The sequence below is a fragment of the Phyllobacterium sp. SYP-B3895 genome, from assembly GCF_009647635.1.
Lineage (GTDB): Bacteria > Pseudomonadota > Alphaproteobacteria > Rhizobiales > Rhizobiaceae > Phyllobacterium > Phyllobacterium pellucidum.
In genome coordinates this window covers 19454-38506 of the sequence record NZ_WJIG01000001.1, presented here as the reverse complement: position 1 = coordinate 38506, position 19053 = coordinate 19454, and the positions used below count along the sequence as shown (strand labels likewise).

Below are 19053 nucleotides of genomic sequence, written 5' to 3'. Positions count from 1 at the left end.
AAGGAGCTAAGATTAGCGGACGCGCCTGCGATCGGACGCCGGCTGATAGGCTAGGCGGGAGTGATAGCCGCAATAGGGCCCGGCCTCGCCGACATCGTTGCCGCAGAAATTGAAGTCCGGCTGCAGTGGATCTCCCATCGGCCATTTGCATGTGCGCTCGTTGAGCTGCACCAGCTCGAGGCGCCGCGAGATCGGCACGACGACATCCGTGACAGTTTTCATGACAGGCACGAGTTCCGTGCTGTATTCGGTCTGCAAAGCGGTCGCGCCGATGCTGCGGCTGACGACGCGGGTCGCGACATGCCCCGACGAACCGCCGCTGCGCGAGGCGCCGGATGATCCCGTGTTGATCTTCTTGCTGCGCGTCTGGGTAGACGTGGTCTTGCCCCGCCCGGACAGCTTCAGCCTGTGAACCTTGCCGATGACCGCATTGCGGCTGACACCGCCCAGCTGTGCTGCGATCTGGCTTGCACTCAGACCTTCGGCCCAAAGTTTCTTCAGCTGTTCTACGCGCTCATCTGTCCAGTTCATCGTTTTCCTAGCTCCATATGGGGCTTGTTTATGTAGACTCCGGACTGAATCCTTCCTCGCATCTGGATTGCTCCAGATTGGTTCGATACCATATCTATTCAGATGACGAGGACGCCGTACGAAATCTAGCTTTTTCGATTACCAAGCTACAATATGCGATGACTCTGTGACAAGAGTCGGGCGCCGATCCCAGGGGTGCTTTTTTGGGTTTTCCCCAACTTGCGCGATAGACTGTTGCAGAAATGACGAATTGCAGAGTCGGTGGCAAATATTCCAGCGGATACGCGCAGAAGTTGTAGTTAATGGATCGGCTCATCCGGTTCGTGTTGGTGATGAATGGGATCAAAAGTGTTCATTTGACAATTCGGGTTCGAATGACGATATTACTCGCATATGGCCGCCCTCAAAATGGCATTGTGGGGCGGCTTTTTGATTTCAACACGGCCGTTTCTTCTTTGTAATCAGCAGTTTCGGCAAACAGGGTATTGGAGGCCCGTAACGATATGACGGACGCAATCGCGCAACCGCTTTACGACACTTTTGCTCGTGCGGATCTGCGCTTTGAGCGAGGTGAGGGTGTGTGGCTGGTGACCGAAACCGGCGAGCGCTATCTCGACTTCGCCGCCGGCATCGCCGTCAATTCGCTCGGCCATTCGCATCCCCATCTCGTCGAAGCGCTGAAGAGCCAGGGCGAAAAACTGTGGCACGTCTCCAACGTCTACGAGATCCCCGGCCAGCGCCGTCTCGGGCAGCGTCTGGTCGACGCGACTTTCGCCGACAAGGTGTTCTTTACCAATTCCGGTGCGGAAGCGCTTGAATGCGCGATCAAGACCGCGCGGCGCTACCACTATGTCAACGGCCATCCCGAACGATTTCGCATCATCACCTTCGAAGGCGCGTTCCATGGCCGCACGCTCGCAACGATCGCGGCTGGCGGCCAGGAAAAATACCTCGAAGGTTTTGGACCCAAGGTCGAGGGTTTCGACCAGGTGCCTTTCGGTGACGAAAAGGCCTTGAAGGCTGCCATCGGGCCGGAGACCGCTGCCATCTTGATCGAGCCGATCCAGGGCGAGGGCGGCGTACGTCCCGTCCCGGATGAAGATCTGCGCGCTCTGCGTAAGCTCTGCGACAATGAGGGTATTTTGCTGATCCTTGATGAAGTGCAGACTGGCGTCGGTCGGACCGGCAAGCTGTTCGCCCATGAGTGGTCGGGCATCAGGCCGGATATCATGGCGGTCGCAAAGGGCATCGGCGGCGGCTTTCCGCTCGGTGCCTGCCTTGCCACGGCCGAAGCCGCAAAGGGCATGACCGCGGGTGTTCATGGCACGACCTATGGCGGCAATCCGCTTGCCATGGCTGTCGGCAACGCCGTGCTCGACGTCATCCTGGAGGAGGGCTTCCTTGAACACGTGCAGAAGATTGCCCTCACGATGAAGCAGGGCCTCGCGTCCATTGCCGACCGCTATCCGGCCGTCATTTCGGAAGTGCGCGGCCGCGGCCTCTTGATTGGCCTTAAAAGCGTCGTGCCCAACACGACGCTGGTCCAGGCATTGCGCGACGAGCATTTTCTGACGGTCGGTGCCGGTGACAACGTCATTCGCCTGCTTCCACCTCTGGTTGCATCGGAAGATGAGGCGCGCGAGGCGCTTTCACGCATCGAGACCGCAGCCGAACGCCTATCGGTTGCCGCCAGACAGAAGAGCGCGTGAGGGACCGGCCATGACAATCAAGCAGGACCTCCGGCATTTTACCGACCTTTCAGCGCTCTCCTCCGGCGATCTGCGCACGATCCTTGACGACGCTCGCGAACGCAAGACACGGCTGAAAGCCGGCAATATCGAAAAGCCATTTGCCGGCAAAGTATTGGCAATGATCTTCGACAAGCCGTCGACGCGCACACGCGTTTCCTTTGATGTCGGCATGCGCCAGCTCGGCGGCGAAACCATCATGCTGACCGGTTCGGAGATGCAGCTTGGCCGCAGCGAAACCATTGCCGATACGGCAAAGGTGCTGTCGCGCTATGTCGACATCATCATGATGCGCACGACGACGCATGACCGCCTGACCGAAATGGCGCAAAACGCCACGGTGCCCGTCATCAATGCTTTGACGGACGACACGCATCCCTGCCAGATCATGGCGGATATCATGACGTTCGAAGAACATCGCGGGCCGGTGCAGGGCAAGACGTTCGCCTGGACGGGCGACGGCAACAATGTACTGCACTCGCTGGTCGAGGCGGCAGCCCGTTTTGACTTCAATCTCAACATTGCAACGCCGGACGGCAGCGAACCCAGCAGCAAATATCTTGACTGGGCGCGCGGCGCCGGCGGCAAGATCAAGCTGACCACCGATCCCGTCGCGGCGGTCAAGGACGTCGATTGCATCGTCACCGACACCTGGGTGTCGATGGGACAGGAAGGGCGTGCGCGTGGCCATAACGTGTTCATACCCTATCAGGTCAACGATGCATTGATGCAGCATGCCAATCCCGACGCTCTGTTCATGCACTGCCTGCCCGCGCATCGCGGCGAAGAGGTAACCGACTCCGTCATCGACGGACCGCATTCGGTGGTCTTCGATGAGGCGGAAAACCGGCTGCACGCGCAAAAGGCAATTCTCGCATGGTGTCTTGAAGGAGGACGTTCCAGTGTCTGATACCGGAATTCGTTCCGACGAATATGTATTTGCCGGCGACGACGCCGTTGTGCCGTTTCAGGTTGCGGATCTCGATGCCCGCGGCCGCGCGGTGCAATTGGGGCCGACGCTCGATGAGATTCTCAATCGCCACGACTATCCCGAACCCGTTGCAAAGCTGCTCGCTGAAGCCATCGTTTTGACCGTGCTGCTTGGTACCTCGCTGAAGTTCGACGGCAAGTTCATCTTCCAGTCGCAGTCGGATGGCCCCGTCGACATGCTGGTCGTCGATTTCCGCACGCCAAATTCCGTGCGCGCCTATGCGCGCTACGACGAAGAACGCTTGGCGGAGGCGATTGCCGAGCAACGTACCGCCCAGGAGGAATTGATCGGCAGCGGCACGCTCGCGCTGACTGTGGACCAGGGCGAATACACACAACGCTACCAGGGCATCGTCGCACTCGACGGCTCGAACCTCGAAGAGATTGCCAAGACTTACTTCCGCCAGTCGGAGCAGATCCCGACGGATGTGCGCCTCTCCGTCGCCAAGCTCGTGGAGCGCGGCCCGGATGGCAAGCCCGTCGAACAATGGCGCGCCGGCGGTCTCATCGTGCAGTTCCTGCCGGAATCCGAGCTTCGCATGCGCCAACGGGATCTGCCGGCCGGCGATGCGCCGAGCAACGACGAGGACGAGTTTTTCGAGGATGACGACTGGGCCGAAATCAAGGCGCTGGTCGCGACGATCGAGAGCTCTGAACTGACCGATCCGCAGGTTGGCGCGGAACGGCTGCTCTATCGGCTGTTCCACGAGCGCGGCGTCCGCGTCTTCGATGCGGTCCGCGTCAACGACGACTGCTCCTGTTCGCGCGAGAAGATTGCCGGCGTGCTCTCAGGCTTCACGGCCGAAGAGATCGAAGACAGTATCGAAGACGGCAAGATCAGCGTCACTTGTGAATTCTGCTCGACGCACTACGAGTTCGATCCCGGCGAGTTTCTGCCGAAAAACTGATCGATCCCGCGGTCAGACCCGCATCGAAGCCGTCATTTCATGGATGACGGTGACGGCGATCAGAACAACGACGAACCCGCCGATAATCAGCCATAATGGCCATGGCCTCGGCGATTTCTTGGCAAAGAGGCCGATAATCAGGCCGGGGACCAGGGCAAGGCCGAACAATCGGCTGGCGGCGTCGGAGGCGCTGGTGAAACTCGGTAGGGTATAGCCGAGGAAATAGGCGCCGATCGCCAGTGCGAAGACGATAGCGGAGCAGGTGAGGGCCTTCAGATAGGGCGCATTGGTGCGTTCGGTTTCGGCCATCAGTTCAAGGTCCGCAATTGATCGGGAAGGTCGAGCGAGAAGGCCGGAATTTCGATATCGAAGCGCTCGCCTGACGTCGTCTGCATCGAATAGCGCCCGACCATAACCCCCGATGTCGTCGTCAGCGGACAGCCGGATGAGTATTGGAAGGAGTCGCCCGGATCGAGAATAGGTTGCTCGCCGATGACTCCCGGTCCGCGGACCTCCTCGACATGGCCGTTGCCATCGGTGATCCTCCAGTAGCGGGCGCGCAATTGCACCGTCAGATCCGAGTCATTGGCAATGGTTATCCGGTAGCCCCAGACATAGCGATTTTCCTCCGGATTGGATTGCTCCTCCAGATAGAACGGCTCGACCGTCACTTCGATATCGCGCGTTGTCGCCTTGTACATGCCTGCTCTCGATTTCACTCCTTGATATCGCCACTCACGGCCGATGCGTCAACCATTACTGGTCACGGATCGAACTAAAACCTTCGTCAGTCACGGTTCCTTTGGTAGGATCGGGGATGCAAAAGGAGCCAGTCATGATGACCCTGGAAGCCTTCGCCGCCATGGCGCACTCATTTCCGGAAAGCACGCAAGGCAGCCATTTTGGCACAACCGATTTTCGTGTGAGCAACAAAATCTTCGCCACCTTGCGTCCGGAAAAACAGCGCGGGGTTCTGATGCTGACGCGCGACGACCAGGCCATGATGCGGGAGACCTCGGCAGACATGTTTGAACCGGTACCGGGCGGCTGGGGCGAGAAAGGTGCGACCTTTGTCATCCTCGCCATGGCCGAGCCCGATGTCGTGCGCCATGCCATGGCGATGGCATGGCGGAAGGCCGCGCCAAAATCAGTGTCGGCGCGCCACCAGCTATAGCCAGGTCCTAGCGCGATGCGTTCAGTGCCGCATCGAGATCGTCGACGAGATCATCGACGTCTTCGAGACCGACGGATAGCCGCAGCAGTCCATCGGATATGCCGAGTTCGGCACGGGCCTCGTCCGTCAGGTTCTTGTGCGTCGTCGTTGTCGGGTGGGTGATAAGGCTCTTTGAATCGCCGAGATTGTTGGAGATCTGGATGATCTCGAGTGCATTCTCGACCGCAAATGTGGCGTTCTTGCCGCCCTTGACCTCGAAGGCGATCAGCGTCGAGCCACCGCTCATCTGCTTGGCGACGATATCGGCCTGCGGGTGATCGGCGCGGCCGGGATAAAGCACTTTCGAGACGGCCGGATGTCCGGCAAGGAAGTCGGCAATCTTGGCTGCATTGTTCGTCTGCTGGTGAACGCGCACGGCAAGCGTTTCGAGCCCTTTCAGCATGACCCAGGAATTGAACGGGCTAAGTCCGGGGCCAGTGTGGCGGAAATATTCGTGCAGGTTTTCGTCGATCCACTGCTTGTCCGACAGAATCATGCCGCCGAGGCAGCGGCCGTGGCCGTCAATATGCTTGGTCGTCGAATAGATGACGATGTGGGCGCCGAGTTCGAGCGGCTTTTGAAAGAGCGGCGTTGCGAATACATTGTCGACGATCAGCTTGGCGCCAACGGAGTTCGCGACCCTGGCGACGGCGGCAATATCGATAACTTCGAGCGTCGGATTGGTCGGGCTTTCGAGGAACATCACCTTGGTGTTGGGGCGAACCGCCTTTTCCCAATTCTCGATCCTGGAGCCGTCGATCAGCGTGAAGTCGACGCCATAGCGCGGCAGCATGGTCTCGATGATGTAGCGACAGGAGCCGAACATCGCCCGCGCGGCGAGCACGTGGTCACCCGCTCGCACCTGGCAGAGGATTGCGGCAGCAACGGCGGCCATCCCCGAAGCGGTGGCGCGCGCATCTTCCGCGCCTTCAAGGGCGCACATGCGCTTTTCGAACATGTCGGTCGTGGGATTGGCATAGCGCGAATAGATGAATCCGGGCTCTTCGCCCTTGAAACGCGCCTCGGCCGCTTCTGCGGACGGGTACACGAAACCTTGCGTCAGGAACAAGGCTTCGGAGGTTTCCCCGAAGCCGGAACGCAGGGTTCCGGCATGGACGAGCTGGGTGGCGGGACGCAGTTTGCGGGTGGTATCCTTGGTCATCGCTGTCTCAATCTGCCAGAAGACTGGCCAATAAAAAACCGGCCTTGCGGGTATCGCAAAAAGGCCGGACGAGACCGGGCCTCTTTTAGCAAATTATTTTACGTGGCTGCAAGCCGGCCGGCCAAATCACCACGGGATAAAAGTGCTTTAATCCTCTTGGCCGCTTGCGTCAATCGGGTGAGGCGCTAAAGCTTTTCGTCTCTTTGTATGGATGGTCGACATGGCGAGACGAGAAGCGGGCATATTGGCCGATAGCGGCATCAGGGCGCTATTTGAGGCGCGAGCACTCAAGACCGAGCGCGAATTCGACGTCGACCAGATCCAGCCGGCGAGCCTCGATCTGCGCCTCGGCAAGCGGGCCTACCGCGTACGCGCGAGCTTCATGCCGGGCCCGGGCACGCCGGTCATCGACAAGCTCGAGCGCCTGAAACTGCACGAAATCGATCTGACCGAGGGCGCGGTCCTCGAGACCGGCTGCGTCTATATCGTTCCGCTCCTTGAAAGCCTGGCGCTGCCTGCCGAGGTTTCAGCCTCCGCCAATCCGAAGAGTTCGACCGGGCGCCTCGATATCTTCACACGGGTCATCGTCGATGGCGCGCAGGAGTTCGACAAGGTTCCGGCCGGCTATCATGGCCCGCTTTACCTTGAAGTCAGCCCGCGCACCTTCCCGATCGTCGCCCGGACCGGCTCGCGGCTGTCGCAGATCCGCTTCCGGACCGGGCGCGCGCAACTCGAGGAAACAGAGCTTGCGGAACTTCACGCCGCCGAGACGCTCGTTGCCTCCGAGACCCCCAATATTTCTGGCGGCGGCATCGCCCTTTCGATCGACCTCACAGGCGACCAGAATGGCCTTGTCGGCTATCGCGGCAAGCATCATACCAGCGTCGTCGATGTCGACCGGCGCGGCGTCCACGATCTTTTCGACTTCTGGGAGCCGATCCATGATCGCGGCGCCCGGGAACTCGTGCTCGATCCCGATGAGTTCTATATCCTCGTCTCGCGCGAAGCGGTCCACGTGCCGCCGCTCTACGCCGCCGAGATGACGCCGTTCGACCCGCTGGTGGGCGAATTCCGCGTGCATTATGCCGGTTTCTTCGATCCGGGCTTCGGCCATACGGCAGCGGGCGGCACCGGTAGCCGCGCCGTGCTCGAAGTGCGCAGCCATGAAGTGCCGTTCATTCTCGAACACGGACAGATCGTCGGACGCCTGATCTACGAGCACATGCTGGAGCGACCGCGCGCCCTCTATGGAACTGATCTCGGCTCCAACTACCAGGCGCAGGGCCTGAAGCTTTCAAAGCACTTCCGCTGACGGCGGAGCCCGCTCGCGACCCCTTGACAAAGACCGCTGTCAGCGGTCACTGATAGTGGAATGCGGGTGTAGCTCAATGGTAGAGCAGCAGCTTCCCAAGCTGAATACGAGGGTTCGATTCCCTTCACCCGCTCCATCAATCTTTTCAATGATTTAACTGATATTTTACGATGCCCCTTTTGGGGGAGTTTTACACAAAGTTTTACAACCTATGTTCTCTTTCTGGCCTCATTGAGCTGTCGAATGATGGCTTTTGTGGCGGCTGTCCTGTCCACATAGCGACGAATAATTTTCGCCACCGAGTCCTCTTCCCAACCTAAAATCTCAGCAATGACACGCTCCGGTAGGCCGGCGGTATAGAATTTTGTCGCAGCCGTGCCCCGCAAGTCATGGAAGTGAAGGTCCTTTCCCTTCATTCCAGCATCAGTCTTCGCCGTGTGGAACGACGATGCCAGGCCGTCGCTCGTCCATGGCGTCCCGCGGCTGCTTGTCAAGATGACAGGTGAACGTTTAGGAACGCGATCGAGAAGCGTCCGGAGATCCTCGTAGAGCGGAATCACAGCCTCGCGCTTGTGATTGCTCTTTCCGGTTGTGATGACGATTGCGTCCTCGCCGACATGTGACCAGGACAGGCGCACTAGATCACTAACTCGTAAGCCGGTATGGGCTGCAAGATCTACAGCAAGCCCAACCTCAAGCGAGCAAGTCGCGTTGCCCTTGTCATCTGTTGCAGTCTTTAGCTGCTTGATATCCTGATCAGTCCAGATGATAGCAGCGCGGTCATTGCCATAAATCTGTTTGATTCCTTCACACGGGTTCGATGTAATCTTTCCGAGGGGGTCAACCGCATACGATAGAACGCGCGATAGCACTTGCATGCCATAATCGGCGGTCCTCGGCGTCTGGGCATACGTCCCGCGCCACTTTCGGATAATCGGGCGGATTTTCTGGGGCCGGTCGAATTGAGCGATACTCAAGGTCCCGAAATGATCAGCGATGCGATCGAGCCACCGCGACCATTGGCGTTTCGTGCTATCGGCAAGCTTCGCATAATCTGGGCTTCCTTTGTAGATTACAACCAGAGAGCGAAATTTTGCCGTGTCTGGCATAGTCCGGCTTGCGATGGCCTCGTTATAGGAGTCCATGAACTCGGCCGATCCCGGCTCGCCATCAAGCTTCGGTCCGCCACGCCAGGCGTAATAATAGTCGCGCCCCTTGGCTTTAACCTTATGGATGCCCTTCAATTTAATTGTAGCCATGCTTTGCCTCGAACGCCGCCAATTCGCGATCAAGGTCTTTATCGTCGCTCTCGTCAACCGTTTCCGGTTTGTGAACATCGGGGAAAACAACAATCGACCCGTCAGGGTTGAGCTTTACGCCAACACCTTCAGTCCTCGCGATCGAGGCTACGCAGCGAATCTGGGCTCGGGTGAAGCGGAGTTTTTCTGTCATTCGGGCTTCCCCTCCGAAATGAGAACGCGAAGGGCATCGGTGATTTTCATCCTACGCACCTCACAAAAGCAGCCAGCAGGACAAGGCCGACGACAACGAACGGCCCGGCGATCACGGTGAAGTCGGTAAGCCAGCCTTTGAAGCGCTGCCCGTATATCATGGTTCGATCCTTTCGAATAAACGGCGGGGCGGGAGGGATTTGGTGTGAGCCGGCTTGGTCTTGACGACCTTGGCGAACCCGGCGGATTTGACCGAGCCCAACGGCCGAGTGACGCCGGTATGCTTCGCGCGCACCTTGGCGACCTTGGCCTTCTCCTTGACGTCCAGCGCTGTCTTGCCAAGGTGGCAATGAGAATGTGCTGGCGCGAGATTGCTCTCGGCATTCTTCCCGCCATTGATCAGGGCAATGACGTGATCGGCTTGCCACGTCTCGCCGGTCTTGATCTGCAGTTTGCAGAGATGGCAGACGCCACTGTGCCGGTCATAGACGCGCTGGCGCACGCGGGGCGGGGCCTTCGTGTCATCGGTCTTTCCCGTCCACTCGCCGACTTGGCGGGCCATCACTGCTCACCCCGCGGGCCGGGCAATAGTGGCTGCATTGAATTGGTTTCGTACGCGGTTGCGATGCGGGGGCGCACATGCTCCGAGACAGACAATCCATCAGGCATCTGGATATGAGCGAGGAACGCATCTTCAAACGTCTCGATGCCCGCCTCGACGCTTTCTAGCTTGGCTTTGATGGACAGCAGCAATGCCCGCCAGCGCGATCGGCAGGCCTGCTCCCATGCCTGCAACTGCTGATCCTTGGTGCGGGCCCACTTGCCAGAAGGCGTCTCGGTAAAGCACACGCAAGTCATTCGCGTTCGCTCTACCTCACAGACGAGGCAAATCACGCCAGATTGGTTCGCGCAGGACAAGCGCTCGCTGACCTACTTCGCGGTTAGAGACGTGACCCCGGGATTAGACCGGCAGTTCATCGATCTTCTCTGCGAGAGTGGCGTAGCGCTCTGATGGTCAAGGCAATCGGGCAGGACAAACTTGTGCGCAAGCTCAAGCTGATGCCGAAATTCGCCAAGGAAGAAATTCGCGCTGCCTTGGCAAAGGGTGCCGACGAGATCGTATTGCTGGCGCGATCGCTTGCGCCGAAGGACAGCGGCGCTTTGGCTCGCTCGATCGGCTGGTCGTGGGACGCGGCGCCGAAAGGCTCCATTGTTCTGGCAAAGGCGAACGCCGGCGATCTTTCACTCGTCGTTTTTGCCGGCAGCGACGAGGCCTACTATGCGCGATGGCTTGAGTTCGGGACGCAGAAAATGCAGGCGCATCCGTATTTCTTCGTTTCCTATCGGGCGCTGCGAAAGCGAACGAAATCACGCATCACGCTCGCCACGACCAAGGCCGCTAGGAAAGTCGCCGCATCATGACATCGCCAATTCTTGAGCTCCAGGGCGCCATTGTTGCGCGCCTGAAAGCCGACGCGACCGTATCGGCGCTGATCGGGCAACGCATCTATGATGCTGTCCCGGCTACGCCAACGTTTCCTTATGTGAGTTTCGGCCCGGCGGATGAAATCAGCGACGACGTTGATTGTGTCACCGGCTTTGAGATCACCATGCAAATCGACTGCTGGTCGCGCTCCTCCGGCTTTCCCGAGGTGAAGCGCATCAGCGATGCCGTCCGCGCTGCCCTGATCGGTACGGATTTGACGATCGCAGACAATGCGCTCGTCTATTTCAGGCACAACATCACTCGCGTTTTCCGAAACCCTGACGGGTTAACGAGCCATGCCGCCATTAGCTTTCAGGCTTTTGCGGAACAACCCTGATTGCCATCGACAGGAGACACCAATGGCACAAGCTACGACGATTAAAGGCGGCAAAATCCGGGTCCTGCTCGGTGATGACGCGACCCCGATTGTCTACTCCGCACCTTGCGGCCTTACGCAGCGCTCGATCACGCTGACCAAGAACCTCGAAGAGGTTCAGATTCCCGACTGCACCGATCCTGACAAGGTGGACTGGCTGGGCCGCGATGCAACGAGCCTTTCAATGAGCGTCACTGGCGAGGGCGTGCTGGCTTCAGAAAGCGTTGACACCTGGCTTGAAGCCTTCGATAGCATCGAATCCGTCCCGGTCAAGGTCGAATGGGAGTTTCCCGCAAAAACGATCACCTGGACCGGCAAGATGCATATTGAGAGCGTCGAAGTCGGGGCGAACAACGGGCAGCGGGCGACGATCAATGTTTCCCTGCAGTCCGATGGCGAAATGGTTCGGGCAACTGCTCCATGAGCCGTGACGCATCGATCGAACTCGATTTCGGCGATGATACCTACACCTTTCGCCTCGCTTGGGGCGAATTGGTGAAGGTACAAGAGGCCTGCAACGCCGGGCCCTATGTCGTGCTCCAGCGTCTTTATTCCCAGACATGGGAGATGAACGACATTCGCGAAGTGATCCGCTGGGGTCTCATCGGTGGCGGGCTGGAGCCGGCCAAGGCGCTCAAACTCGTCAAAGACTTCGTTGAAGCGCGCCCGCCGGTCGAATCCATCATCTACGCTCAAGCGGTGCTATCGGCCGGGCTTATGGGGGCCCCGGAGGAAAGTTTGGGAAAAACCGAGGCAGCGAGTCCGGCGGAGAGCGAATTGACAACCTCCCCAACGGAAAGCTGAGATTTGCTGCCATCTATGGCAACGGCGCTGCCATGGGCTTCTCACCTAATGAAATCGACAAAATGTCAATGTGGAAGTTCATGGCGGCGGTCGAGGGCTACGTCAAAGCCAACACGCCGAAAGACGACGGCAAACTGACTGACGCTGAAAAAGACGAACTTTTTGATTGGATCACAGGCTGATGGCGACAGATTTGGAGCGGCTCGTTGTTCAGCTTTCGGCTGACATCAAGAAGTTCGAAAACGCGATGAACCGCGCCGTAGGTGTCACCAACAAGCAGATGGGCGCGATAGAGAACCGCGTTCGTCGTGCAAACAAGAGCATTTCCGCATCCTTCGCCGGCGGGTTTGGCAAAGGTGCCTTGGGTGCCTTCGCCGCTGCCGGTTCTTTGAAAGGCGCGCAGTCACTTATCGACGCATCGACGCGCATCAGCAATGCGCTCAAGGTTGCCGGCCTATCGGGTCAGGAACTCAATAAGGTCTACGACAGTCTGTTTGCCAGCGCCCAGCGCAATGCGGCGCCGATCGAGGATCTTGTCACGCTGTATGGCCGCGCGGCTCAGTCCGCCAAAGACCTCGGCGTCAACCAGGCCGAACTCCTCAAATTCACCGATAATGTTGCTCTGTCGCTTCGTGTAGGGGGCAAGTCGGCCGAAGAGTCGAGCGGCGCTCTCCTCCAGTTGAGCCAGGCGCTCGGCAATGGCGTTGTCCAGGCCGAAGAATATAACTCCCTCCTCGATGGTGCGCGGCCGTTGCTGCAGGCAGTCGCCGCCGGCCTGAAAGAAGCTGGCGGTTCGGTATCGGCGCTCACGCGCCTGGTGAAGGACGGCAAAGTCTCCTCCGAGGCCTTCTTCCGCGCGTTCGAAGCTGGCGCGGTCAAGCAATTCGAGCGGCGGCGCATTCGGGGGCATCTTTGGTGGTCTGGGGAAGATGATTGGTTTCGACCGCGGCGGATACACCGGCAAGGGCGGCAAATATCAACCGGCCGGCATCGTCCATAAGGGCGAGTTCGTCATGGATGCGGCAGCGACCAAGCGCATAGGGGTCGACAACCTTCGCAAGCTTCAAGGCTATGCCTCGGGCGGTCTGGTCGGGTCGGCGCCGAGGATGCCGAACCTTCAATCGATCGCTGGTGGGAATGGTGGGGTAAATGTCACCTACGCGCCGCAGAACAATTTCCAAGGCACCAGCGAGGAATTGGCGCAGTTCCGGCGCGAGCAGTTGAAAGACAAGCAAGAGTTCTCGGCTCGGGTCGTTGATACCGTTCGCCGTGCTCAGAAGACGAGAAACCTGTAATGGCGATTACATTTCCCTATGACCTCCTGACCGAGTTTCCCAGCTGGTCGACCGAGTTCGACCTGTTGTGGCGTCAGGAGCAAAGCCGCACCGCTGGCGGGCAAACGATCGTCAAGGATTTGGGTTCGCCTCTCTGGACCGCTGCGTTCCAGTCACGCCTGCTAAAGCCGAATGAACTCGATCGTTGGCGCGCTCGCTTCAAGGCGCTGGAGAACGGCCTCAATCAATTTCGGGCTTGGTCGAAGTCGCGTTGCTATCCGATCGCTTATCCTGGCGGTGTCGGCATAGGAACGGTTTCGGGATTGCAGGTCGATACAATCGCGACGAGCCGCAAGGCCATTCGCGTCAAGAACCTGCCGGCCGGATATACCGGCAAGGTTGGCGACTACATCGAGATTGGCAACGGCAACTTGCATCAGGTGCTCGAGGACTTCACGGCGAGCGGTGCGGGTCTATCGCCATTGTTCGAAATCCGGCCTCACCTGTGGCCGGTGACTGCGATCAATGATGCGGTGTCGGTACTGCGTCCGGCTTGCCTGATGACGCTCATTCCAGGCTCTTTCTCATCAACAGCAGATATTGCGACCGGGAGGGCCGTCATTGCTTTTCAGGCGATGGAGAGCCGCTGATGCGCAATATCTCGGCAGGTACCGGTGTCGGCACCATTTGGGCAGCTGCCGGCATCAAGCCAGGTGCGACCTTCAAGACCAAGAACCTCGATGCGATCATTGCGTCGGTCGACAGCAACACTCAGATCACGCTGACGGAGTCATGGACGGGTGGCGCGCTCGCTGGGGCAGCGTATGCGATCCGCTATCAGCCCGACGGCTCCAGCCTGACGGCCAAGGTGCAAGAGCTGATCGAAATGCTCGGCAACGGCAATCTGCAGGCGTTCGCTGCACTGGCCGGGGCGTTCGACATGATCCCCATCTTTACCGGACCGGGGGCGCTGACGCTCATTGCCAAGAATGATCTGATCGAGGGCGTGCAGACCGATGCCAAGGTGGCCAACCTGGCGGGCAGGGCGGCTTACGATGTATCGCCTACCGGCTTTTCCGTACTAGTGAACGATGTTGGCGACGGACGTGCTGCGATCTTTTTCAAACCCTCCTCGGCGTCGGGCGATTGGTCGACGCCGGCCTACCTCACCGGTCCGAACGGTACATTTCAGTCCAAGGGCAACTATAACTGGTCGACCACTTATGCGATCGGCGACGTTGTCCTGTACAACGGCTCATCGTGGATCGCGCGCGTCGTCACTACAGATAACCCGCCACCGACGTTGCCGACAACTTCAAACGTGCAGTGGTTCCTGCTGGCCGCGGCCGGCAATGGCTTTGTGTTCAAGGGCGACTATGTGGGCGCGACGGCCTATCTGAAAGATGATGTCGTTACCAACCAGGGCTCGTCGTGGATTGCATTGCAGGCGACCACGGGAAACGCGCCTCCGACCCTGCCCACGACTTCTAACGCCTATTGGAAAGCCATTGCCGTCAAGGGTGCGGGCGACGTTAGCGGGCCTGCGACGAACGCTGACGCCAATCTCGCCCTGTGGAATGGCGCTAACAGCAAGACGTTGAAGGACGGCGGGCCGATAACGGCGGCTGGCTTGGCGTCAGTCAATATTGCTGGCGCGCCTGCTGCGAACAAGCTTCCTTATCTGACAGGCGCGGGCGCGAGCGCTTTGACAGACCTAACTGCGTTCATTCGCACTTTGCTTGCCGCTACAGACGGTAACACCGCGCTTGCTGCTTTAGTTGGCAATCCAACATGGTACCGGTTCCCCAATGGGATAATTATTCAGGCCGGCTCGGATTCCAATGCTGCTTCCGACTATGCGCACCCCTTTGCAATCGCCTTTCCAGCGGCTTGTTTGGGCTTGGCGATCACTCCAGCGTTCGCGGCAGGTGGAGCAACGACATTCACCGCGACTACAAGCAATGTCGGGGTGGCAACCTTTGACGTTCGTTGCCGATCGATATCAACCGGCGCCGTCAGCGCCGCAACAAATCTTCCAATTAACTGGATAGCTGTGGGAATTTGACATGAACTATTTTGCGACTTTTCGCATCGATGGACTCGCTGCGGCCTTTTATCACGAAAGCGTGCATGGCCTACGGGGAGAGGCGAATTGCATAATCCCCGACGATGCTGTTGAGATCACAGATGACCAGTGGCAAGAATTGCTGAGCCTTCGCTATCGGTGGGACGGTGAAAAGACGGTCGAATTCATACCCCCACCGCCGCAGCCCGTTATTCCCGATCGCGTATCGCGGCGACAGTTTCGCTTGCAGCTGATCGATGCCGGTCTGCTTTCAACAGTCGAAGGATGGATTGCGACACAGGACGAACGCACGCGGGCAGCTTACGCTGACTGCGGAACGTTTCTCCGCTCTGATGAGATGCTTCAGCAAGGGTTCGCAGCTTTAGCCTATACATCGGAGCAAGTGGATAATTTCTTCACGGTTGCTGCGACTCTTTGAGAAATCGTTGGAGCAGTTTTTTAAGTTGCTCTTCGGGCATTTCGCAATACTCCCATTTGCCGGCCACCTTCCGACGCATCACGAAAGGAGCAACTATCGGCACGCTATCGCGGTTCTTGGGTGAAATAAAAATGGCTTACGATACAAGCGCAGCGGCCTCTCTATTGGTGGCTTAAGGCCGCTTTCCAAAAGCTTTCCCAGGCGTGATGGCGAATATGTAGGTCGAATCTACATGCTTCTTAACAAAGCAGTTCTTTATTAGAAAGACTACATTCGACGGTAGCTTTGACCCCAATGGGGATTCAAGGCTTAGGGTCGTCTCCGACGACAATTAGTTAAATATCAATAGGCGCCGATAAGGTGAGTGGCGTTTCCCTAACCGTCCAAGGAACTGGGCACCATGCACAAACTCCGCGCGTGGCTGTTTGGCATGCCTGCGACGTCGCTGTGCGCCTCATACTCCTGCGCGAAATTCACCAAAATCAAGGAAACTGACATGCCTTCCTTTGGATCAAAATCCAAAGCGGCTTTGGCTAAGTGCCATCCGCTCTTACAAGACATTGCCAACGAAGCGATCAAGGAAATCGACTTCATGGTGCTCGATGCCACGCGCGGCCGGGTCGACCAGCAGCGAGCCTTCGCCGGCGGCAAGAGCAAAGCCCGCTTCGGACAGTCGGCACACAACTACGTTCCCGCCATCGCGTTCGATCTCTTCCCGGCTCCATACGATTGGAACAACCAACGGGCATTCACCGATCTTTACCGGGTGATGATGCGGATCGCCAAGGCGAAGAATATCCCGCTGCGCAGTGGTCTCGACTGGAATGGGGACGGCAACTTCGCCGACGGATGGGACGCTCCGCACTACGAACTGAACCCTTGGCGCGATTGGGCCAAGCAGTCGAAGCTGTACGAGGGGGACGATGATTGATCCTGACGCATGGTGTGTTCGCCGCAGCCTGGTCATCGGCACCATTCTTTGGTGCGGTGGCATTGTCACCTACATTACTTTTGCCGGCGGGGAGAGTTCACTTCGCGAGACGGTCGCCGTCGGTGCCTTAACGCTGGCTGGTAGCACACTCGGCTCCTATGTCTTCGGCGCGATCTGGGATGACCAGAACAAACGGCGCTTCGGTGTTGGCGGGCGCCGGGTTGAAACTCGCGTCGAGGAGGTCACTCCAGCGACACCGGTCGCTCCGATCGGGGAGGAGGGGCCATGACAATCCTTGAAGGCTTTAGGGCTGCCCTGTATGCGCTCGCCGGGGCAGCAGTAACCGCAACGTTCTACGCGCTCGTTATCATTCCCATCGAACGAAACGACGCAAGGCGCGGCTATGTGGCCGAGGCCCAGGCAACCGCTGCAGAAGCCAAGGCGGACAAGATCGAGCGCGAGCGTAGGGCTGATCAGATCGTCATCGATGCCTACCAGGTCAAATTGAAAAACACGCGGGCCGCTGAGGCGGAGAAGGTCGAACAGCATGAAACAAAGATTGCGGATTATGAGGCGAAGCTTAAGGCGGCTGGCCGTTCCTGTCTTGTTGACGATGCTGATCGCAACTGGTTGCTCAAGCCTTAACAAGCAGCTGCACGATGCAGCGACGGTGCAAGGTGAAGCCCAAGTCGATCGTAACCTCCCGGCGTGGCCAGACGATTGCCGCAAGGTCGAGCCTCACGCGTCGGTTGTTGTCGGCGCAGAAGCCCTCTCAGGCTGGAAGAGGGAACGACAGGCACTCGACAGGGCCAACGCGCGGGTAGGGCGCTGTGCGGTATTCTATGACAATTTGGCGGGAAAGCCGCAATGATGGGCGAACTCAACCTGAACTACATCTATAAGTCCATCGGCATCCTGACCGCAGAAGTTCAGGGCCTGCGCCGCGATATGGAAGCCTCTGAGCGACGAGCTACACTTGAAAACCGGGAAGCCGACGAAAAGCGCGCCATTGTTCATCACCGGATCGATGAGATGGTCAGTGAGGTAGGGGACATCAAAACCGATATCGCTACGATCACCGAACAGGTGAAGGACAGCAAAGTTGTGACCGACGAGGTTCGCAAGTGGAAACTGATGGGTCTAGGTGCACTTGGCGTCGTTGGCATCGGCGGTACCGCGCTAGGCGTCAGCATTGCCAATTCGTTTGAGTGGGTCTCACGCGTTCTCTGCTTCGTAAAGGGTCAGTGATCAGAAGTTGGCAGCGGGAATATTCGCCGGCAAGTTGATCTTGTAGCTCGAACTGCGGAGACTGGCGTGCCAGAGCCATCGGTAAAAGCGATAACGTACTTCGCGCCTTTTCCCGGGGTCTGCGAGATTATGCCGGGACTGATCGAGTTCTAACCGGTGAAGAACCAGATGCTCGTGGCAGATCGTACAAGCCGGAAGTTAAAGTAGAGTTTGCCAAGATCGATCAGCATAAGGCAAACGCATTCTTGACAAGGCAGGGACCCATTTTTAGATCAATCGCAACATCATTATCTCTGATGCCTCCAGCCAAATGCCGTTGTCGATAAGTAGCGCCCGATTGTCTCTGGTAAGGACCTGACCGCCACGGGGGAAGACGTGTGGGCGTCCGCCCATCACCTTAATATCTTCTTTGCAGACATAGAGGATTTTGGTTCCGACCAGGGCTTCAAGATCGGCCTCGGTCCGAAACGGCACCTTGACGCCCCCAAGCAGGTTTTCAGGTAGATACATTTAAGTCTTCCCTTTAGCTACAGCACCCATAATCCATGAAAATGCTCGCGGCAATACTTGTTAGGTTGCTGCTGCTCCCGGTCTGCTTTTTCGCCCAAGAACCGTAAGGACAGAAAACGCAAGGACCCTGCTATCAAATTGGCAGGCCGTGACTTGGTTCAGCCGTTGGTGCAGCAAGGGTAAACAATCCGGAAGCTCCGGATCATAATCCTCCCGAACGGCGTACAAGCGATCAACTGATTGCGCTGATCAATCCAATTCTAAGGGCAGTTTCCGAACCCATTCCCGAGAGAGTTCGGCCTGAGCTTGAAATCTGGCGTTGCAAACCTTCGTGCCGTCTTTGCGATCTAACAGCAATACCGGACGTTGCCGATGCTGCGGCTTGCTAAGGGAAATTCGGTGCTGGAGATCGGCGCTGGCATAGGGCCGCGCAGCCTAGTATTGCCATCGGTGGGGGGGTAAACAACTATACAATTATCGACCTACCGATGACGAGCCTGGCGCAGGGCTATTTCCTCGGCGGGACGCTTGGACCAGAGAACGTCTGCTTATTCGGAGAACATCTCGCCCTGGCGCTGTAACCATTCTCCCGCCAGCATGCCTGA

General features: G+C 58.2%; 28 protein-coding genes, 1 tRNA gene and 1 riboswitch. Of the genes, 20 read left to right on the top strand and 9 right to left on the bottom strand.

What is annotated here, in order from left to right:
- Window positions 1-12 precede the first annotated feature (12 nt).
- Entirely contained in the window at window positions 13-531 is a 519-nt protein-coding gene (locus GF108_RS00220; RefSeq protein ID WP_153666413.1) for a GcrA family cell cycle regulator, read from the bottom strand.
- A gap of 503 nt (window positions 532-1034) precedes the next feature.
- Between GF108_RS00220 and GF108_RS00215 the strand changes: the two genes are divergently transcribed.
- From GF108_RS00215 to GF108_RS00205, 3 genes are read left to right on the top strand one after another with little or no spacing between them, the layout of a single operon-like run.
- Window positions 1035-2240, top strand: a complete 1206-nt coding sequence (locus GF108_RS00215) for an aspartate aminotransferase family protein (RefSeq protein ID WP_153666412.1) — start codon at window positions 1035-1037, stop codon at window positions 2238-2240.
- 10 nt (window positions 2241-2250) lie between these two features.
- The gene (gene argF / locus GF108_RS00210) at window positions 2251-3189 is read left to right on the top strand and encodes an ornithine carbamoyltransferase (protein ID WP_153666411.1); all 939 of its coding nucleotides are present in this window, start codon (window positions 2251-2253) and stop codon (window positions 3187-3189) included.
- Window positions 3182-4177 carry an Hsp33 family molecular chaperone gene (locus tag GF108_RS00205; RefSeq protein ID WP_370462032.1) on the top strand — a complete coding sequence of 332 codons (996 nt, stop codon included), beginning with the start codon at window positions 3182-3184 and terminating at the stop codon, window positions 4175-4177. The genes argF and GF108_RS00205 overlap by 8 nt, the downstream gene beginning before the upstream one ends.
- Before the next feature lie 12 nt (window positions 4178-4189).
- Here the strand turns inward: GF108_RS00205 and GF108_RS00200 are convergent, their stop codons facing one another.
- Window positions 4190-4486 carry a hypothetical protein gene (locus GF108_RS00200; RefSeq protein ID WP_153666409.1) on the bottom strand — a complete coding sequence of 99 codons (297 nt, stop codon included), beginning with the start codon at window positions 4484-4486 and terminating at the stop codon, window positions 4190-4192.
- Window positions 4486-4878: a Co2+/Mg2+ efflux protein ApaG gene (gene apaG / locus GF108_RS00195; protein WP_027230342.1), complete on the bottom strand. Its 393-nt coding sequence runs from the start codon at window positions 4876-4878 to the stop codon at window positions 4486-4488. Before apaG ends, GF108_RS00200 begins: the two co-directional genes overlap by 1 nt.
- Window positions 4879-5012: 134 nt before the next feature.
- On the opposite strand from apaG, the gene GF108_RS00190 reads away from it, so the two are divergent.
- Window positions 5013-5351 carry an MmcQ/YjbR family DNA-binding protein gene (locus tag GF108_RS00190; RefSeq protein WP_172982533.1) on the top strand — a complete coding sequence of 113 codons (339 nt, stop codon included), beginning with the start codon at window positions 5013-5015 and terminating at the stop codon, window positions 5349-5351.
- A gap of 7 nt (window positions 5352-5358) precedes the next feature.
- Here the strand turns inward: GF108_RS00190 and GF108_RS00185 are convergent, their stop codons facing one another.
- Window positions 5359-6552, bottom strand: a complete 1194-nt coding sequence (locus GF108_RS00185) for an O-succinylhomoserine sulfhydrylase (RefSeq protein WP_153666407.1) — start codon at window positions 6550-6552, stop codon at window positions 5359-5361.
- 63 nt (window positions 6553-6615) lie between these two features.
- A riboswitch (SAM riboswitch) is annotated at window positions 6616-6695 on the bottom strand.
- A 77-nt stretch (window positions 6696-6772) separates the two neighbouring features.
- Between GF108_RS00185 and GF108_RS00180 the strand changes: the two genes are divergently transcribed.
- Both GF108_RS00180 and GF108_RS00175 read left to right on the top strand, forming a co-directional pair.
- The gene (locus tag GF108_RS00180; RefSeq protein WP_153666406.1) at window positions 6773-7864 is read left to right on the top strand and encodes a 2'-deoxycytidine 5'-triphosphate deaminase; all 1092 of its coding nucleotides are present in this window, start codon (window positions 6773-6775) and stop codon (window positions 7862-7864) included.
- Window positions 7865-7926: 62 nt separating this feature from the next.
- Window positions 7927-8000 (top strand) — tRNA-Gly (locus GF108_RS00175).
- A gap of 73 nt (window positions 8001-8073) precedes the next feature.
- On the opposite strand, the gene GF108_RS00170 is transcribed toward GF108_RS00175, so the two are convergent.
- The 4 genes from GF108_RS00170 to GF108_RS00155 form a co-directional block, all read right to left on the bottom strand.
- Window positions 8074-9123, bottom strand: a complete 1050-nt coding sequence (locus GF108_RS00170) for a tyrosine-type recombinase/integrase (protein ID WP_153666405.1) — start codon at window positions 9121-9123, stop codon at window positions 8074-8076.
- Complete coding sequence (locus GF108_RS00165) at window positions 9110-9316, bottom strand: hypothetical protein (RefSeq protein WP_153666404.1); 207 nt, start codon at window positions 9314-9316, stop codon at window positions 9110-9112. Before GF108_RS00165 ends, GF108_RS00170 begins: the two co-directional genes overlap by 14 nt.
- Window positions 9317-9472: 156 nt before the next feature.
- Window positions 9473-9877: an HNH endonuclease gene (locus GF108_RS00160; RefSeq protein WP_153666403.1), complete on the bottom strand. Its 405-nt coding sequence runs from the start codon at window positions 9875-9877 to the stop codon at window positions 9473-9475.
- Complete coding sequence (locus tag GF108_RS00155) at window positions 9877-10164, bottom strand: hypothetical protein (RefSeq protein WP_210386043.1); 288 nt, start codon at window positions 10162-10164, stop codon at window positions 9877-9879. Before GF108_RS00155 ends, GF108_RS00160 begins: the two co-directional genes overlap by 1 nt.
- A 162-nt stretch (window positions 10165-10326) precedes the next feature.
- Between GF108_RS00155 and GF108_RS00150 the strand changes: the two genes are divergently transcribed.
- The 14 genes from GF108_RS00150 to GF108_RS00090 all read left to right on the top strand — a co-directional run bounded on the left by GF108_RS00150 (window position 10327) and on the right by GF108_RS00090 (window position 17938).
- Window positions 10327-10737: an HK97-gp10 family putative phage morphogenesis protein gene (locus GF108_RS00150; RefSeq protein WP_153666402.1), complete on the top strand. Its 411-nt coding sequence runs from the start codon at window positions 10327-10329 to the stop codon at window positions 10735-10737.
- Window positions 10734-11138: a DUF3168 domain-containing protein gene (locus GF108_RS00145; protein ID WP_153666401.1), complete on the top strand. Its 405-nt coding sequence runs from the start codon at window positions 10734-10736 to the stop codon at window positions 11136-11138. The genes GF108_RS00150 and GF108_RS00145 overlap by 4 nt, the downstream gene beginning before the upstream one ends.
- 22 nt (window positions 11139-11160) lie before the next feature.
- Window positions 11161-11601, top strand: coding sequence for a phage tail tube protein (locus GF108_RS00140; RefSeq protein ID WP_153666400.1), 441 nt, complete (start codon window positions 11161-11163; stop codon window positions 11599-11601).
- Entirely contained in the window at window positions 11598-11981 is a 384-nt protein-coding gene (locus tag GF108_RS00135; RefSeq protein WP_153666399.1) for a gene transfer agent family protein, read from the top strand. The genes GF108_RS00140 and GF108_RS00135 overlap by 4 nt, the downstream gene beginning before the upstream one ends.
- Before the next feature lie 32 nt (window positions 11982-12013).
- Window positions 12014-12163 carry a hypothetical protein gene (locus GF108_RS00130; protein ID WP_153666398.1) on the top strand — a complete coding sequence of 50 codons (150 nt, stop codon included), beginning with the start codon at window positions 12014-12016 and terminating at the stop codon, window positions 12161-12163.
- Entirely contained in the window at window positions 12163-12981 is an 819-nt protein-coding gene (locus tag GF108_RS00125; protein WP_210386042.1) for a tape measure protein, read from the top strand. Before GF108_RS00130 ends, GF108_RS00125 begins: the two co-directional genes overlap by 1 nt.
- The gene (locus GF108_RS22240; RefSeq protein ID WP_210386059.1) at window positions 12911-13276 is read left to right on the top strand and encodes a hypothetical protein; all 366 of its coding nucleotides are present in this window, start codon (window positions 12911-12913) and stop codon (window positions 13274-13276) included. The genes GF108_RS00125 and GF108_RS22240 overlap by 71 nt, the downstream gene beginning before the upstream one ends.
- Entirely contained in the window at window positions 13276-13905 is a 630-nt protein-coding gene (locus tag GF108_RS00120) for a hypothetical protein (RefSeq protein WP_153666397.1), read from the top strand. The genes GF108_RS22240 and GF108_RS00120 overlap by 1 nt, the downstream gene beginning before the upstream one ends.
- Window positions 13905-15320 (top strand): fusion protein, encoded by a 1416-nt coding sequence (locus GF108_RS00115; protein WP_153666396.1) that lies wholly within the window; start codon window positions 13905-13907, stop codon window positions 15318-15320. The genes GF108_RS00120 and GF108_RS00115 overlap by 1 nt, the downstream gene beginning before the upstream one ends.
- A gap of 1 nt (window position 15321) precedes the next feature.
- A complete protein-coding gene (locus tag GF108_RS22235) occupies window positions 15322-15759 on the top strand; it encodes a hypothetical protein (protein WP_210386041.1) in 438 nt (145 codons plus the stop codon).
- 400 nt (window positions 15760-16159) lie between these two features.
- Window positions 16160-16690: a hypothetical protein gene (locus GF108_RS00105; protein ID WP_153666395.1), complete on the top strand. Its 531-nt coding sequence runs from the start codon at window positions 16160-16162 to the stop codon at window positions 16688-16690.
- Window positions 16683-16979 (top strand): hypothetical protein, encoded by a 297-nt coding sequence (locus GF108_RS00100; RefSeq protein ID WP_153666394.1) that lies wholly within the window; start codon window positions 16683-16685, stop codon window positions 16977-16979. Before GF108_RS00105 ends, GF108_RS00100 begins: the two co-directional genes overlap by 8 nt.
- On the top strand, window positions 16976-17335 hold the full coding sequence (locus GF108_RS00095) for a hypothetical protein (protein ID WP_153666393.1): 360 nt from the start codon (window positions 16976-16978) through the stop codon (window positions 17333-17335). The genes GF108_RS00100 and GF108_RS00095 overlap by 4 nt, the downstream gene beginning before the upstream one ends.
- 222 nt (window positions 17336-17557) lie before the next feature.
- Complete coding sequence (locus tag GF108_RS00090) at window positions 17558-17938, top strand: DUF1515 family protein (RefSeq protein WP_153666392.1); 381 nt, start codon at window positions 17558-17560, stop codon at window positions 17936-17938.
- 267 nt (window positions 17939-18205) lie between these two features.
- On the opposite strand, the gene GF108_RS00085 is transcribed toward GF108_RS00090, so the two are convergent.
- Window positions 18206-18448, bottom strand: a complete 243-nt coding sequence (locus GF108_RS00085; protein WP_153666391.1) for a hypothetical protein — start codon at window positions 18446-18448, stop codon at window positions 18206-18208.
- Window positions 18449-19053 lie beyond the last annotated feature (605 nt).